A 14821-nucleotide genomic window follows, 5' to 3' on the forward strand; every position below is an offset into this window, starting at 1 on the left:
GTCATTACCTGAGATATGTGCCATGGTTGAGCATATCACCCGCATGGATGTCAGGGAATCCCACAGGCGTTTTCACACAGTCTGGATTGCTTAAAGGACAGCAGAGCTGCTTCCAGAAAGGTACAGACAAACCGCAAGGTCCGCTCTAAAGCAGTTGATGCGATAAATTTTTCCAGAAGCTATGGAAGAAGATCCCCACCGGCTTCGTCTACCTATACAAGATGACCCGCTGTGACCCGCTCCTGACCCCGACGCCTGTGCAGTACTCTCTCCATGCCATGACCGGCAACCTGCATCGAGCGCATGGCCAATCTGCTTTTCCGATGCCACACATTATCGCGACGCCAACGCTTCGCGTGATGTCTGCGACACACTGTCATGGGCCAAGCCGACCGGCCTCGGTCGTAAACGGGTATCGGTCCTGTTACCGATCGGGGCGGCGCTGCTGGGCCTCTCCGCTGGCGGTAGGATCCGGGGGAAGAACCGGGCCGGGGTCGACCGTAAGTTCACGGTTCTGCAGGTAGCGCCGGAGGCTGAGGCACCTGCAGCCCGGGTCTGCAAGACACCGCACAGGTGTAGCCATTTCCTTTGGAGGACAAGATAATGCGCCGGCCCCTTCCGGATTACTGCGCAAACTGTGGTGCCGCCATTCCTCGCGCGGCTGCCGGGCGCTGTCCGTTCTGCCGGGTCGAGTTCAGTCTGAGCAATAACCGTTTGCTGTTTGAGCGTTATCTAAGCGCATCGACTGACGGTGGTGGAAATGACAAGAGCCCGCGCAATGCCGGGCGAAAGGGTCGCAAGGCGCCATGAGGCAGGCTCAGCGGCGTCATCCTCGATTGTCCGTGGAACGCTTGGCAATCCGTGCAAGCTGCTCTTTTTAATCCTGTTGGATACCGAGCCTCTGTTTATTTTTTTGCGCGCATGGAAGGAAACCGCCCTCGGCTTCGTCTAACTCTATAAGATGACCCGCCGCGACCCGATCCTTGCCCTTCTGACGCCCTTGAGGCGCTATGCCTTTGCCCTGACCCGTGACCGGGCCGAGGCGGACGACCTTGTCCAGGATGCCCTGCTGCGCGGTCATGAACAGCGCCAACAGCTTGCGGCGGGCAAGGCGCCGGGGCCGTGGCTGCGCGCGATCCTGCGCAACCGCTTCCTGGACCGCCGCCGCCAGGCGCAAAGCGAAGGCCGGCGCGAGGCGGATTATGCCAAGCTGTCCCCGCAGGTGGTCGATGCTCCTCAGGACAGCGCCCTGCGCCTGTCGCAGCTGCGCCGGGCATTCCTGGAGCTGCCCGAGGATCAGCGCGAGGCCCTGGAACTGGTTGCGGTCGAAGGCCTCTCCTATGCCGAGGCGGGAGCCGTGATCGGGGTGCCGCCCGGCACGGTGATGTCGCGCGTCTCGCGGGCCCGCGCCTGGCTGCGCGCCTTCGAGGATGGCGAGGCCCCGCGCAAGCCGTCGCTCAAACTGGTGGGAGGTCACGATGCTGAACACTGACGCGCAGATCACCGATCTGGACCTGGACGCCTATGTGGACGGCCAGTTGACAGACGCCCAGAGGTCCGAGGTCGAGGCGCACCTGTCCCGCCATCCCGAGGCCGCGGCCCGCGTGATGCGCGACCTGGCGCTGAACCGCGACCTGCGGCGTGCCCTGGCGCCGCCGCCCATGCCCCGACCGCTGCTGGGCGCGGCGCGGCGCTTGGTGCTGGCGCGGCGGCGCGACGCCACGCTGCGCCGGATCCTGCGCGTTGTGCCGGCAGCCATGCTGGTGGGCCTGGGCTGGCTGGCCCATGCCGGTCTTGGGCCGCTGTCGATCAGCGAAGGACAGGCCTCGGGCCCGACCCCGCCCTTTGTCACGGCCGCGCTTTCCGCCCATGAGGTCAGCCTTCTGCGCGCGGCCCTGGCCTCGCAACCCGAGATCACGGATCTGGACGCCGAGGAACTGCGGGCCGCGACCGGGATCCGCCTGCCGGGCTTCGATCCAGGCTGGACGGTGCGCGACGCCCAGGTCTTTCCCTCGCCCCAGGGGCCCGGGGTCGAGATCCTGTTCGAGGCGCCGGATCTGGGCCAGGTCAGCCACTTTGCGGTGCGCGCCGGCAGTTTCGACGTGACCTTGCCGCGTCTTATCGAGACCCCCGACGAGGGCGTCGCTTGGTTCCAGATCGGCGAGACCGCCCATGTCCTCATCGGCGATGCCGACCGCGCGGATGCGCTTCTGGACGCCTCGCAGGTGCTGTCGGACACGCTCTACTGAACCACCACCTCATTGGAGAAAGATGATGCAACCCATCCATCAGGCTGGCCGCAACGCCGGGTTCGCCCCCGCCGCCGCCTATGACCAAGGTCTGCGCGCGCATATGCTGCGCATCTACAACTACATGGGCCTGGGCCTTGTCGTGACCGGGCTTGTCGCGGTGCTGGTCGCCTCGGTTCCGGCGATCTATGTGCCGATCTTCAGCACGCCGCTGAAATGGGTGGTGATGCTGGCGCCGCTGGCCTTCGTGATGTTCCTGTCCTTCCGCATCGAGACCGTTTCGGGCGCGACTGCGCAAGCCCTGTTCTGGGCCTTCTGCGCCGTCATGGGCCTGTCGCTGGCCTCGATCTTCCTGGTCTTCACCGGGGCGTCCATCGCGCGGGCCTTCTTCGGCGCCGCTGCCATGTTCGCGGGCATGAGCCTTTACGGCTATACCACGAAGCGCGACCTGTCGAAGTTCGGCAGCTTCCTGATCATGGGCCTGATCGGCGTCATCATCGCCAGCATCATCAACATCTTCCTGGGCTCGTCCGCGCTGCAGTTCGCCGTCTCGGTCATCGGCATCCTGGTCTTCGTGGGCCTGACCGCCTGGGACACGCAGTCGATCAAGGGCGCCTACAGCGAACACCACGACGCCGAGACGCAGCAGAAGCTGGCGGTGATGGGCGCGTTGTCGCTGTATCTCAACTTCATCAACATCTTCCAACTGCTGCTGAGCCTGACCGGCCAGCAGGACGAATGACGCAAGAAAAAAAGGAGACGACGTCATGGACCACAACGACAGGCAAGCCATCGAAGGGCTGTTTCACAAGCTGGGCCAGGCCGCCCAGTCCCAGCCCCATCGCGACCCCGAGGCCGAGGCGCTGATCCGCGACCTGATCGCCCGCAATCCCGGCGCGGCCTATTACCTGGCCCAGACCGTGATCGTGCAGGAACAGGCGCTGAACGCCGCGCAGGATCATATCCAGCAGCTTCAGTACCAACCGCAGTCCCAGCCCCAGCAGGGCGGCCTGCTTGGGCGGCTGTTCGGTGGCGGCCAGCCCCAAGCGCCGCGCCCGATGGCCCCGCGTCCGCAGCCCGCAGCCTATGGGCAGCAGCCAGGCTATGGCCAGCAGGGCTCGGGTCCCTGGAACAGCGGCCGTCCCTCGGGTGGCGGCGGCTTCATGGCAGGCGCGGCGCAGACCGCCATGGGCGTGGCCGGCGGCGTGCTGCTGGGCAACGCGATTGGCGGCATGTTCGCCGGCGACGCTGCCGCGTCCGAGGCGCCCGTCGAGGAGCCGATGGACGACGAGATGGGCTATGACGACGGCGGTTTCGACGACAGCGGCGACGAGTAAAAGCCGACGGCAGCACGCGCATCCCTGCGGGTGCTGCCATTTTCAAATCCGGCATGGGGTCCCTGCGACCCAAGGATCTCGATGAGACGCCCCGACACTTTGATCCACGGACCGCGCCCGACCCTCAGTCGGGCGTTGACCCGTCTGGCCGAGGAATGGACCGAACCGCGGATCTCGGTTGCGCAGATACTGATTGCCTTGGGTGATCGCGGCCTGATCGGGCTGCTGCTGATCCTGGCCCTGTTCAACGTCATCCCCAATCCGCCGGGCACCTCGGCCGTTCTGGGCCTGCCGATGCTGTATCTGTCCTGGCAGATGATGCGCGGCCAGCTGCCCTGGCTGCCGCAGTTTCTGGCCGGGCGATCCTTCGACATCGCCCAGTTTCGCACATTGGTGACCCGCGCCGTGCCTCATCTGAACAGGGTCGAGCGATTGCTGCGCCCGCGCCTGGCAAGCTTAAGCTCTCCTGTGGCGATGAAGGTCCTGGGGGGCGTCTGCCTGATCCTGTCGGCCGTCCTGATCCTGCCGATCCCCCTGGGCAATCTCTTGCCCGCCGCGGCCATCGCCATCATCGCCCTTGGCGCTTTGGAGCGGGACGGGGTCTGGATCCTGGGCGGAGTGCTGTTCGGCATCGCCACGATCCTGTTTCTAGGGGGAACGATCGTGATCCTGATGGCCGCGCTTCTGCGGCTGCTGGGCCTGTGACGCCAGCCCCGTAAACGACCCTGCAACATTCACGAAGCTCTCCAAGGACGACGATGGAACGACTGATTGAACGCGGGCTGTTTGCCAGCCGCTGGATGATGGCCCCGATGTATCTCGGACTAGCCGTGGCCCTGGTGATCCTGGTCTGGATCTTCCTGATGGAACTGGGGCGCTTCGTGCTGATCGTTCCGGTGATGACCGTCAATGACGCGATCCTCGGCGTGCTGGCGCTGATCGATCTCAGCCTGGCTGCCAACCTGCTCCTGATCGTGATCTTCTCGGGCTACGAGAACTTCGTCAGCCGCATGGACCTGATGGATCACAAGGATCGACCCGAATGGCAGGGGGATGTCGATTTCTCGGCCCTCAAGCTGAAGCTGGTCGCCTCGATCGTAGCTATCTCGGGCATCCACCTGCTGAAGGTCTTCATGGATGTCGGGAAGTATCCCGCCGACCAGATCCGCTGGATGGTGGTCATTCACCTGGTCTTCGTCATCTCGGGCGTGCTGCTGGCGGCCATGGACTGGATCGCCAACCATGCCAAGTCGCTCAAGTACCGCAAGGCGGCTCCCTCGTGATCCGCCTGTCATGGATTTCAGAAATCCAGACGCGCTAAACCCCGTTCCGGAACGTCATCCTTCCTGAACACCCGCAAAGGTAATAAAATACGATGCATCCCAGCCCAGAGCCTATCCTTCCGCGAAGTCGCCGGAGAACCAGCCGATGATCGAGGCGCTTCTTCTGTTTCTGTTCGGAACCCTCGTGATCTTGGCGATCATCGCCGCCAACGGGTATTTCGTGGCCCAGGAATTCGCCTACATGTCCGTGGATCGCGCGCGGCTGGCAGCGCAGGCGGCACAAGGTGATGCCGCGGCCAAGCGGGCGCTTGCGGTGACGCGGCGCACCAGCTTCATGCTGTCGGGGGCGCAACTGGGTATCACGGTCACCGGCCTTCTGGTGGGCTTCGTGGCCGAGCCGCTGGTCGGCCAGTCCCTGGGCGTGCTTTTGGGCGGGGTGGGCATCCCGACCGAGGTGGGTGTTGCCACCGGCACCATCTTGGCCCTGGTCGCTGCCACGATCATCCAGATGATCTTTGGCGAGCTTTACCCCAAGAACCTGGCCATCGCTGACCCCGAGCCGCTGGCCCGCAAGCTTGCGCGCTCGACGCTGATCTACCTGACCGTCTTCGGCTGGCTGATCGGGCTGTTCGACAAGGCGGCCAACCTGCTGCTGCGCGCCCTGCGGATCGAGCCTGTGCATGATCTCGATGTCACTGCCTCTGCGGACGATCTTCATCACATTATTGAGGACTCCCGCGACAGCGGCGACCTGCCGGTCGAGCTGTCCTTGATGATGGACCGGATCCTCGACTTCCCGCAGCAGGATGTCGAACATGCCATGGTGCCGCGGTCTCAGGTCGATTGGGTCAGCCCCGATACGACGCTGGAAGAACTGCGCGGCATGATGGCGCGTGCCCATACCCGCTATCCAGTCATTGACGACGAGGATACGCCGGTCGGGGTCGTTCACCTGGCGGATGTGCTGGCCCATCAGGCGTCAGGGGGCACGGGCGGAACTGAGAACGGCAGTGAGAAACTAGGCCACGGAAGCGGCGGCATGGAGCTGCTGCGGGCGGCGTAAAAGTCGTCCACCCTTTCCCTTTCTGCGACAGCAGGGAGGGCGCGAGGATTTTCAGCGTGGAACTATATCTCAGGGTTCGCCAGGCCTGCGCGGCGGGCATGAGCCAGCGTCAGGCGGCGAAGGCCTTCAACATCTCCCGTGATACGGTTGCGAAGATGATGACGTTCTCGGTGCCGCCGGGCTACCGGCGGACGGCCGAGGTCAGGCGGCCGAAGCTTGATCCCTTTATCCCGATCATTGAGGGCTGGCTTGAGGCGGATCGCTCCATGCCGCGGAAGCAGCGACATACGGCGAAGCGGGTGTTCGACCGGCTGCGTGACGAATGCGGGTTCACCGGCGGCTACACGATCATCAAGGACTACATCCGGGAGCGGGAACGGCGGGGCCAGGAAGTGTTCGTGCCGCTGGCGCATCCACCGGGCCATGCGCAGGCCGACTTTGGCGAAGCAATGGTCAGGATTGGCGGTGTCGAGCAAAAGGCGCATTTCTTCGTGCTGGACCTGCCCCATAGCGACGCGTGCTATGTGCGGGCTTATCCGGCGGCGGTCGCCGAGGCCTGGGTGGACGGCCACATCCACGCCTTCGCCTTCTTTGGGGCAGTGCCGCAGTCGATCGTCTATGACAATGACCGGTGCCTAGTGGCGAAGATCCTGCCCGATGGCACCCGCAAGCGAGCCGTCCTGTTCAGCGGCTTCCTGTCGCATTACCTGATCCAGGATCGCTACGGCCGCCCTGGCAAAGGCAACGACAAAGGGAATGTCGAAGGCCTGGTGGGTTATTGCCGCCGCAACTTCATGGTGCCGCTCCCCGAGTTCGCGACTTGGGAGGCGTTCAACCTCTGGCTGGAAGAGCAATGCCGCAAGCGCCAGCACGATGTCCTGCGCGGCGAAAGCGAAACGATCGGCGAGCGGCTGCAACGCGATCTGGCTGCCATGCGCCCTCTCCCGATCGCACCCTTCGATGCCTGCGACCAGGACACTGGCCGCGTCTCGTCCCAGTGTCTGGTGCGCTACAAGACCAACGACTATTCGGTGCCGGTCGCCTATGGTCATCAGGATGTCTGGATCCGGGCTTATGTCCACGACGTGGTGATCGGCTGTCGGGGCGAGGTCATTGCCCACCATCCCCGATGCTGGGACCGCGACGAATTCATCTTCGATCCGATCCACTACCTGCCGCTGCTGGAGCAAAAGATCAACGCACTCGACCAGGCCGCGCCGTTGCACGGCTGGGAGCTTCCCGAGGAATTCGCCACGCTGCGGCGGTTGATGGAAGCCCGTATGAACCGGCATGGCCGACGCGAATACGTCCAGGTCCTGCGGTTGCTGGAAACTTTCGACCTGGCTGATCTGCATGCCGCGGTGAAGCAGGCGCTCCAGATGGGCGCGATTGGCTTTGACGCCGTAAAGCACCTGCTGCTTTGTCGTGTAGAACGCCGTCCGCCCCGACTGGACCTCGACTGCTATCCCTATCTGCCCAAGGCCACGGTCGAGAAGACCAAGGCCGGTTCCTACATGCGGCTGTTGTCGGGCAATGCGGAGGACGCGGCATGAACGATGTCCCGGAAATCCTGCTCGCCCATCACCTCAAGGCGCTGAAGCTGCCGACGTTCCTGCGGGAACATCAGAAGCTGGCTCGGCAATGCGCGGCCGAAGGCATGGACCATGTCCAATACCTCGCCCGGCTTGTTGAGCTGGAGTTGATCGACCGGGAGCGGAGGATGGTCGAACGCCGCATCAAGGCCGCCAAATTCCCCACGGTCAAAAGCCTCGACAGCTTCGACTTCAGCGCCATACCGAAGCTCAACAAGATGCAGGTGCTGGAACTGGCGCGGTGTGAATGGATCGACCGTCGCGAGAACGTCATTGCCCTCGGCCCAAGTGGCACGGGCAAGACGCACATTGCCCTTGGCCTCGGACTGGCAGCTTGCCAGAAGGGGCTCTCCGTTGGCTTCACCACCGCCGCGAGCCTGGTCAGTGAGATGATGGAGGCCCGCGACGAGCGCCGCCTGCTTCGCGTTCAGAAGCAGATGGCCGGTTACAAGCTGCTCATCATCGATGAGCTGGGCTTCGTGCCGCTGTCCAAGACCGGTGCCGAATTGCTGTTCGAACTGATCTCGCACCGCTACGAGCGCGGCGCGACCCTGATCACCAGCAATCTGCCCTTCGATGAATGGACCGAGACCTTCGGCTCCGAGCGCCTCACCGGCGCACTGCTCGACCGGCTGACCCACCACGTCAGCATCCTCGAGATGAACGGCGAGAGCTATCGCCTCGCCAACAGCACTGCCCGAAAGCGGCAACAAAAGTCCTGAGATCAGATCGCTCGTTTTGGCCCAAAGAGGCCAATGCGCCATGGCACGCGCCAGCTATTGGTAAGCGCGCGCGCCATGGCGCCGGCCACCGCCACCTGACCTGGTTTTACCCCGCCGCGTGGCCGGATTTTACGCCGCCGTTGACAGCATCCAAGGCCACGCGCAAAGTGCTGGTCAAGCGGGGACCAGCTAATGCGCCTGTATGGATGCGAATGCTGCACTGTGGGTGATAGCAAATGGCTGCGATGGGCCATGCAACTCAGAAACCGCCTAGTTAGATCAAGGCCACATACCCGGCATAGGTCGCCATGAGGACAAAACCTGCGATGCGCGGTAGGCCCCCAAGGACGAATGCCAGCACGGAGAGCCCCACAGCGGCAATCGTCACCCAGATCATGTCGATGGAGGCAAAGCGCGGATCTGCAACGATCGGATGGATCAGCGCCGTGGTGCCGAGGATGCCAAAGATGTTGAAGATGTTCGAGCCGACGATGTTGCCCACGGCGATCTCGGTCTGCTTGCGGATCGCTGCAATGAGGGACGTTGCCACTTCCGGAAGCGAGGTTCCCACGGCCACGATCGTCAGGCCGATCACCGCCTCGGAAATGCCGAACGCGCGTGCCAGTTCCGTCGCGCTATCCACTAGTAACCGGGCGCCGATGACGAGGACAACCAAGCCCCCCAAGGTCATTGCCCACGCCTTCCACTGCGGAGAATCCCCAAGCTCGACATCCGGGGTTTCGACCTTGCTGGTCATAAAGGCGGTGACGAGGAAGACGACAAGGCCTGCAATCAGCAGCAAGCCGTCCAGTCGGGTGACATTGCCGTCCAGGAGCATGATCCAGATGGTCGCCGTCGCCAACAGCATGAAGCCGAGATCACGCCACAGCTTTTTCACAGGGATGATGAGGGGGGCAACGACCGCTGAAATGCCGAGGATCAGCAGGATGTTGGCGATGTTCGAGCCTAGGACGTTCCCGATCGCAATGGCGGGCTGACCGGCAAGCGCTGCTTGCACGGAAACCAGCATCTCTGGTGCGGATGTTCCAAAGCCCACGATGGTCAGGCCGATCACCATCGGCGACAGGCGGAAGTGACGGGCAATGGCCGTCGCGCCCCTGACGAGGGCTTCACCCCCGAAGAAAAGTCCCACAAGCCCGATAACGAAAAGCAGATAGGTCATGATCGATCCAAAGTTGGCCCGGAGGCACGGTTCATTTCATATGAGATTTCTCTTCTAAAACAACAAGTCCACCCCCTTCCTTTATCGGTGCCATCGGTTAGCCCTTGCTCAAAACGGTTGCGAACCCGCACGCTATCGAAATTCAACCTGACCAAGCGGCGTCATTGCAGAGCACGGCCCACCCTGCCTTGAAAGTTCATTGCGCCGGGTGGTGAGCTGTCAGTCGCAGCATGGATGCGGCGAAACTCGGCGAGCATCGACTGGCGCAAGTGTGCGTCAAGATTTGCCAGCGGCTCGTCCAGCAACAGAATACGCGGTCGTGCAGCAAGACTACGGGCCAAGGCGACCCTCTGCCGCTGGCCGCCCGAAAGTTCATGCGGCTTGCGCCCTGCCATCTCGGCCAAGCCCACTATGGCCAAAGCCTCCCGGATCCGCGCCTCACGTTCGACGCGCGTCAGCCGGTTCAGGCCAAAACCGATGTTGCCCGCGACGCTCATGTGCGGCCACAAGGCATAAGACTGAAATACCATTCCCAGGGAGCGCGCCTCGGGCTCTACGAAACGCCGCGGTCCTGCAACCAGCGTGTCACCGAGCCAGAGCTGACCGCTGTGCGGGCGCTCCAGCCCGGCGATCAACCGCAACAACGTTGATTTCCCGCAGCCAGAAGGACCAAGCAGAGCCGTGAAGCTGCCCTCAGGCAGTGTCGCAGAAAGCGCGTCAACGGCGCGAATGTCCCCGAAATGACGCGAAAGTTCTTCTATCCTGAGTTCAGCCATGAGCACCTGATAGCGAGGGGATGTAACTGTTTCCTGTCAGTTTCTTGAAATGCTGGGCAGAGGCGAGGACGAACTGGTCCGGCTTGGTGCATTGTTCTCAAGGACCGACGATTGGGGCGTCTACCCCTTGACGGACGGACAACTGATCACAGGCTAGAACCCTGCATCTTCTGCAGCAATCGCTGAGCGGCTACTGGCAGCCCTTCGGGCAGACCCGGCACGCTGAAGCAGAAACGGGCAGGGGTAATCCTCTCGTTCCGGCAGGGTGCGGCCATAGAGCTCAGGTGAGCATCTTCAGCTTTTAGGTAGGGGTTGACCCCCGCCGGGAAGGCAGGGGCATGGTGCCCCTGCCAAGGCTCAGCGCGCTGACAACAGTTCAGGCACGGACAGCAGGATGAATTCGTTGTCCGCCGCCTTTCCGATTTCGCGCCCGCCCGAGAAGGGCAGGTTGTTGTCATTGGCGACCAGGATATGCGTGTCGTCGACACGGGCCACGTCCTCGATGGTGAAGAACGGGAAGCTGAAGTTGCCCTCAGCAGGCTTCAGCCCTTCCAGGGCCTTGCCGTCAGGATCGGCGATGTCCAGCAGGTTGACATGGCCGATGCGGCGGATGAAGCCATCGGCATCACGACTGGCGGTATCGATCAGCACCACATTCTTGACGCGGGCGGGCTGCGGATAGCAGGCGGACTGATCCGACGTGCCTTCGGCGCAGGCACGCGACGCGTCTCCCTCACCATTGTCCCGCTCGATTACCAGGGCACGGTTGTTGTCGATGAAGTTGAAATCGCCGATGGCGGTCGCGCCTTCGGACAGACGGAAGCGGAAGCTGTCGCCCGTCCAGTCCTGTGCCGCCGTGTCAAAGGTGATCACGCGCAGGAAATCGCCCTCGGGCTGGCCATCCCTGCTCAGCAGCGGCTTCTCCAGCATGGCCCACAGAAGGCCGGTGCCGGGTTGCAGCGCCATGCCTTCGTAGCCGCCGGAACGCTGGACGCGGAAGTCCGTGCCCGGCTGGGCTGGCACGACAACGCCGGGCGTGTCAGGGCCTGCCAATGCCTCACCATCCAGCATGGTTTTGTGGACCGACAAGACACGCCCGTCCCGCGCAACGCGCAGGATGAAGGGGCCGAATTCATCCCCGATCCACACCTCGTCGTTCAGATACTGGATGCTTTCGGGATCGAAGTCGGCACCGGTCAGATAGCGGCTGTCCGTCCCTTCGTTGGCGATGCGGAATGGCACTTTGCGGTCAGGATCGCGCAGGAACACGGTTTCTTGGCGTTCGACCCGTCCGGTGGTGAAATCGGGCCACATCCGGTGGAAGAACAGCATCGCGTCCGGGCTGTTGATCTTGCTGCCAAATCCGTTGTCCGTCAGCGCAAACCAGCTGCCATCCTCGTCCCGGCTCATGGCAAGTCCCGACATTCCCTGCACCGGCTGGCCGATAAAGGGCAGCGATATGCCCGTCTTGTGCCCGCCATAGGCCTTGCCCACGTCGCCCTCGACCGTCATCGGGTCTTCGTTCCGCTGCTTGCCGGTGAACTTGCCCGAAACCCAAAGATCGTGCGGCGCGTCTCTTGGGGGCGTCGCCTTCGGGCGAATGTCCGAGCCACCATTGAGGCCATGTTCGAAGAGGAACTTGCCGACTTTCTTGGTCGGCTTCGTTACGGCCGCGGCAACGAGCGGGCCAGGGGCTACCGTCACGGGCACCGTGATCGGCAGCTGACCGGCACTTTCGGCACCGAGACGGTGCGGGTTCCTCGTGCTCGGATCGAGAACGAAGCCGGCAAGATCACCGAATGGCGCTCGAAGGCACTGCCCCGCTACAGGCGGCTGACCAAGAAGGCCGAGGCCCTGATCGCAGCGGTCTATCTGGCCGGAACCAATACCCGGCGCGTCAAGCGGGCGCTCTTCGGGCTGTTCGAAGGAGCCGTGAGCAAGGATGTGGTCAGCCGCGCCTGGCGCATGGTGAAGGTCGACTGGGACGCGTGGTCCACCCGCGACCTGGCCGAGGAGGATATCGTGCGGCTCATCCTCGACGGCACCGTCATAAAGACCCGGCTGGACCGCAAGGCCACCAACATCTCGGTGCTGGCGGCGATCGGTGTTCGGCGCGACGGACAAAAGGTGCTCCTCTCAATCAGGAACATGGGCGGCGAAAGCACGGCTGCCTGGAGCCAATTCCTCGCCGATCTGGACGCGCGGGGCCTGAGGCGGCCCGAGTTCGTAATCGTTGACGGCGCCCCCGGCCTTGAAGCCGCGCTTGTGGCACTCTGGGGCGAGGATCTGGCCATTCAACGCTGCACGGTTCACAAGCACCGCAACCTGCTCGGCCACGCCCCAAAGCGCCTGCATGACGAGCTGAGCGAAGACTACCGCGACATGATCTACGCCGACAGCGCCGCCGAGATCGAGACGCGCCGCAAGGCCTTCCTCCGCAAGTGGAAGCTCAAGTGCCGGGCCGTGGCCGATAGCCTCGAGGAGGCCGGCGATCGCCTCTTCAGCTTCACCCGCCTCGATCCGTCGCAATGGAAGTCAGCACGGACAACAAACGCCATCGAGCCTCTGAACGAAGAGTTCCGCTGCCGCATCAAGACCCAGACCGTGCTGCCCTGTGCGGAAACCGTGCCGATGCTGCTCTGGGCGCTCTCGGCGTCAGGGCAGATCCAGATGCGAAAGGTCGACGGCTGGGAAAGGCTTTCTCAGCCTCTCGAGCCGATGTCCCTTGACCTCGCGGCCTGACTGGAGCCAACGTCACATGCCCGGAGCCCGCTGCTCGGCAATTTCCACCACATTCGCGACACGACCCCTATCTCTCGTTGGGGGTTCTGGTTGCACGAGCTCTGCCGCAGAGACGGCTCAAGGTGTATGTGCTGACGCTCGCCGTAGTCGCAACCATTCTCGTTGGGTTGGCTGACCCCTGAAGGCAAGACGATCATCGCGCCCTTGCCGGAGGGACTGCTCGGCGGCTTTGGCGCCAACCTTCGCCGGCTCTGTCTCTCGCTGCATGCCCAGGGACAGGTGACGACGGAGCGGCTGACCGCGATCGGGAACGGGATCGGCATGGACATCTCCAAGCGCCAGGTGTTGCGCATCCTCACCTCCGATCTGGACGGGTTTGTGGCGGAGGATCAGGCGATCCTGCGGAGCGGCCTGGCCAACGCGTCTTATATCAGCGTGGATGACACCGGCGCCCGTCATGCTCGCCGCGACGAAGTCACGACGCAGATCGGCGGCAGCCGGTTCAGCGTGTTCCGCACGGGCCGCTCGAAGTCACGGCTGAACTTCCTGTCTCTGCTGCGGGCCGGGTGTGAAGACCATGTGATCAACGTCGCGGCGCTCGATTACATGCGCCTTCGCAAGGTTGCGCCGGATGTCATCGGCAAGCTTGCTGCCCACCCCGAGACCTCATTTGCCTCGCAGATGGCCTGGTATGATCACTTGGTCAGGATGCGCCTTGACGTCTTCGACCGCACCCTGGTGCGCGAGATCATCGAGGCCGCCCTGTGGGGCGCGGTGCGCCACCATGGATTGATGGGCAACACGGTGGTCGTGTCCGACGATGCCGGACAGTTCCGCATCCCCAATCATGCCCTGTGCTGGGTTCATGCCGAGCGCCTGCTGCAAAAGCTGATGCCGAAAACACCCGAACAGACGCGCAAGCTGGACAAGGTCCGAGACCAGGTCTGGGCGCTCTACCGCGACCTGAAGCTTTGGAAGCAAAAGCCGTCCGCGAAGGAGGCACCTGTCCTCGCTCAACGCTTTGACGACATCTTCGGGCAACGCACCCACTACAAGGAGCTGGGTCAGTTGCTGGCGCGCCTGCACAGGCGAAAGCACGAGCTGCTGAAGGTGCTGGAGCGCCCCGAGATCCCGCTCCACACCAATGCCTCGGAAAACGACCTGCGGACCTGCGTGACCAAGCGCCGGATCTCGGGCGGCACGATGAGCGCAGATGGCCGCCAGGCACGCGATGTCATGCTCGGGCTCATGAAGACCTGCCGCAAGCTCGGCATCTCCTTCTTCGCCTATCTCGGCGATCGGCTCGGAATCAACGGGACCGCCGAGCGCATCCTCCCATTACCTGATCTGGTGGGCGCGCAACCGGCGTAAACTCACCCCGCCCCGCAATCTGCTCCGGTTACCATCCCGCCCTGCCCTCCCCCTAGTTATGGATTCTGGTTCCTTTATCTTTATATCCGCCCCTGATGACTATAATGCGGTTTACTCCTGTAGCCTCTGAAGACGTATTTTATGGCGAGAAAGAAGCCCTGATCTGGTGCGAGCACCGTACGGGAGCATCTAGAGGCTGGGACGCACGCACACAGCAGCAACACAAGGAAACGCTGCATCCTTCCCGTCAGCCGACCTGGGCGAGACCTGCTGTAAAACGGTCCTCAAACGACCGTTTTGTCCTGCCTTTCAAATGTGTATAAACGCGCGCAAACAGCCCCAACCCGGAACCCTCCATGCCGCTCATCGGCTATGCCCGCGTCTCGACCCTCGAGCAGACGCTCGATCCGCAGTTGGTGGAACTGCGCCAGGCCGGCTGCGCCTTCATCCATGAGGAGCACGCCTCGGGCGCCGACCGCACCCGCCCTGCCCTCGCGCGGCTT

General features: G+C 63.2%; 15 protein-coding genes. 12 read left to right on the forward strand and 3 right to left on the reverse strand.

Translation table 11 applies throughout. The features are described from left to right. Positions 1 to 961: 961 nt before the first annotated feature. The 9 genes from RAH32_RS20275 to istB all read left to right on the forward strand — a co-directional run bounded on the left by RAH32_RS20275 (position 962) and on the right by istB (position 8246). Positions 962 to 1492, forward strand: coding sequence for a sigma-70 family RNA polymerase sigma factor (locus RAH32_RS20275; protein ID WP_306610222.1), 531 nt, complete (start codon positions 962 to 964; stop codon positions 1490 to 1492). Beyond that, on the forward strand, positions 1479 to 2249 hold the full coding sequence (locus tag RAH32_RS20280; protein ID WP_306610223.1) for an anti-sigma factor family protein: 771 nt from the start codon (positions 1479 to 1481) through the stop codon (positions 2247 to 2249). The genes RAH32_RS20275 and RAH32_RS20280 overlap by 14 nt, the downstream gene beginning before the upstream one ends. A gap of 22 nt (positions 2250 to 2271) precedes the next feature. Further along, positions 2272 to 2991, forward strand: a complete 720-nt coding sequence (locus RAH32_RS20285) for a Bax inhibitor-1/YccA family protein (RefSeq protein WP_306610224.1) — start codon at positions 2272 to 2274, stop codon at positions 2989 to 2991. A 25-nt stretch (positions 2992 to 3016) separates the two neighbouring features. Further along, the gene (locus RAH32_RS20290; protein ID WP_306610225.1) at positions 3017 to 3586 is read left to right on the forward strand and encodes a DUF2076 domain-containing protein; all 570 of its coding nucleotides are present in this window, start codon (positions 3017 to 3019) and stop codon (positions 3584 to 3586) included. A gap of 81 nt (positions 3587 to 3667) precedes the next feature. Continuing rightward, on the forward strand, positions 3668 to 4291 hold the full coding sequence (locus tag RAH32_RS20295) for an exopolysaccharide biosynthesis protein (RefSeq protein WP_306610226.1): 624 nt from the start codon (positions 3668 to 3670) through the stop codon (positions 4289 to 4291). 53 nt (positions 4292 to 4344) lie between these two features. Then, on the forward strand, positions 4345 to 4869 hold the full coding sequence (locus RAH32_RS20300; protein ID WP_306610227.1) for a TIGR00645 family protein: 525 nt from the start codon (positions 4345 to 4347) through the stop codon (positions 4867 to 4869). A 145-nt stretch (positions 4870 to 5014) separates the two neighbouring features. Next, complete coding sequence (locus tag RAH32_RS20305; protein WP_306610228.1) at positions 5015 to 5932, forward strand: hemolysin family protein; 918 nt, start codon at positions 5015 to 5017, stop codon at positions 5930 to 5932. A 56-nt stretch (positions 5933 to 5988) separates the two neighbouring features. Further along, positions 5989 to 7485 carry an IS21 family transposase gene (gene istA, locus RAH32_RS20310; RefSeq protein WP_146038763.1) on the forward strand — a complete coding sequence of 499 codons (1497 nt, stop codon included), beginning with the start codon at positions 5989 to 5991 and terminating at the stop codon, positions 7483 to 7485. Beyond that, positions 7482 to 8246 (forward strand): IS21-like element helper ATPase IstB, encoded by a 765-nt coding sequence (gene istB, locus RAH32_RS20315; protein WP_306610229.1) that lies wholly within the window; start codon positions 7482 to 7484, stop codon positions 8244 to 8246. Before istA ends, istB begins: the two co-directional genes overlap by 4 nt. A gap of 274 nt (positions 8247 to 8520) precedes the next feature. On the opposite strand, the gene RAH32_RS20320 is transcribed toward istB, so the two are convergent. The 3 genes from RAH32_RS20320 to RAH32_RS20330 all read right to left on the reverse strand — a co-directional run bounded on the left by RAH32_RS20320 (position 8521) and on the right by RAH32_RS20330 (position 11717). Next, positions 8521 to 9429, reverse strand: coding sequence for a calcium/sodium antiporter (locus tag RAH32_RS20320; RefSeq protein ID WP_306610230.1), 909 nt, complete (start codon positions 9427 to 9429; stop codon positions 8521 to 8523). A gap of 161 nt (positions 9430 to 9590) precedes the next feature. Further along, on the reverse strand, positions 9591 to 10205 hold the full coding sequence (locus RAH32_RS20325) for an ABC transporter ATP-binding protein (RefSeq protein ID WP_306610231.1): 615 nt from the start codon (positions 10203 to 10205) through the stop codon (positions 9591 to 9593). A 357-nt stretch (positions 10206 to 10562) separates the two neighbouring features. Beyond that, positions 10563 to 11717 carry an esterase-like activity of phytase family protein gene (locus tag RAH32_RS20330; RefSeq protein ID WP_306610232.1) on the reverse strand — a complete coding sequence of 385 codons (1155 nt, stop codon included), beginning with the start codon at positions 11715 to 11717 and terminating at the stop codon, positions 10563 to 10565. A gap of 15 nt (positions 11718 to 11732) precedes the next feature. Between RAH32_RS20330 and RAH32_RS20335 the strand changes: the two genes are divergently transcribed. The 3 genes from RAH32_RS20335 to RAH32_RS20345 all read left to right on the forward strand — a co-directional run. Continuing rightward, positions 11733 to 12947 (forward strand): IS256 family transposase, encoded by a 1215-nt coding sequence (locus RAH32_RS20335; RefSeq protein WP_373429745.1) that lies wholly within the window; start codon positions 11733 to 11735, stop codon positions 12945 to 12947. A gap of 162 nt (positions 12948 to 13109) precedes the next feature. Then, positions 13110 to 14318, forward strand: a complete 1209-nt coding sequence (locus tag RAH32_RS20340) for an IS66 family transposase (RefSeq protein WP_306610233.1) — start codon at positions 13110 to 13112, stop codon at positions 14316 to 14318. A 356-nt stretch (positions 14319 to 14674) separates the two neighbouring features. After that, positions 14675 to 14821: recombinase family protein (locus RAH32_RS20345; protein ID WP_306610234.1), on the forward strand; the 147-nt coding region annotated here is incomplete at its 3' end.

Origin of the sequence: Paracoccus yibinensis (assembly GCF_030846195.1) — a bacterium.
Lineage (GTDB): Bacteria > Pseudomonadota > Alphaproteobacteria > Rhodobacterales > Rhodobacteraceae > Paracoccus > Paracoccus yibinensis.